Annotated in this window: 1 protein-coding gene; it reads right to left on the minus strand. The window is 44.2% G+C overall.

From position 1 onward, the window contains the following. Positions 1-112 precede the first annotated feature (112 nt). Positions 113-1,296 (minus strand): ATP-binding protein (locus R7127_RS26360; RefSeq protein ID WP_318148699.1); only part of this gene is annotated, 1,184 nt, incomplete at its 5' end.

Raw genomic sequence — 1,296 nt, forward strand, 5'->3', positions numbered from 1 at the left:
TAAAAGGTTGTGAAGAATTAAGATCTTCAGATTGCAGGAAAGAAAAAGCCCAACTCAGAAAAGCTAAGTTGGGCTAGGTAAACAAAGAAACTACCGTAAATGTGGCAGCAAACTATGTCCGTTCAATCAAGAAGCGCTGCTTGAAGTCAACAAAAGCCTCGTGGAGTGCATTTTCTTTAATGGGTTTCAGCAAAACATAGTTCGCGCCTGCTTCCATAAATGCATCACTGGTTTCTTGCGCAGTGTCGGCGGTGCAGGCGTAAATTGGCGTCCCCAATTTCAAGTTTTGACGAATCTCTTTCGTGGTTTCGATGCCACCAAGATGCGGAAGTTGGTTATCCATCAAAATCAAATCATAAGAGTGCTCTTTTAAGAACTCCATGGCTTCTAGCCCATCTTTCGCCCAATCAACCTGCATCTTGTATTTGGTACAAAACGCTTTAAGAATAAAGGCGTTAGTATGGTTATCTTCCACCAGCAACACTTTCAGACTTTCATCAAACAACTCTGCAGGTTTTACGCGTTGGCTCGAATCCAACGGAGCCAGAACTCGCTCACGATCCTTTACTGGCAGCGTAACAACAAATGTGGTTCCTTGCCCTTTTTGACTGCGAACTTGTACATCCCCGTCGAGCATATCGACCAAGTTTTTCACGATAGTCAAACCAAGGCCACTGCCACCGTATTCGCGAGTTGTGGTCGCTTCTTCTTGAACAAAAGGTTCGAACATTTCATCCAACTTGTCGGACTCAATACCGATACCCGTATCGCTGATTTCAACCACTAGCACACTATTGTCTGCGCCATAAAACTGCTCTAACTCGGCATGTAAACGCACGCAGCCCGATGGCGTGAACTTCACCGCGTTACTGACTAAATTAAACAGAATTTGATTCAGGCGAACTTGGTCGGTGAAAATCTCTACATTGCCATCAAGCCGGTTTTCAATGACAAGTTCAACCCCTTTGTTTTCACAAATAGGGCGATAGATGTTTTCTAGCGTTCGCATGGTATCAGCGAAGGAGAAAGGATGTTTTTGGATATTGAACTTGCCTTGTTCAATCTTTGAGAAGTCCAAAATATCATTCAAAACAGCAAGTAAGTGCTCACCACTGTGGCGAAGAACATCGATTTGATTCTTCTGCTCCTCCGCTTCCACGGAATCTTTGAGTAGCTGCGCAACACCCAAAATACCATTAATTGGTGTGCGAATTTCATGGCTCATTTTAGCCAAGAAGTCAGCTCGCGCTTGCGCGGATTTTTCGGCTTCTCTGCGTGCTAAGTTACTTTGCTTTT

Origin of the sequence: Vibrio sp. 1159 (assembly GCF_033340395.1) — a bacterium.
In the GTDB taxonomy this organism is placed as follows: Bacteria; Pseudomonadota; Gammaproteobacteria; order Enterobacterales; family Vibrionaceae; genus Vibrio; species Vibrio alginolyticus.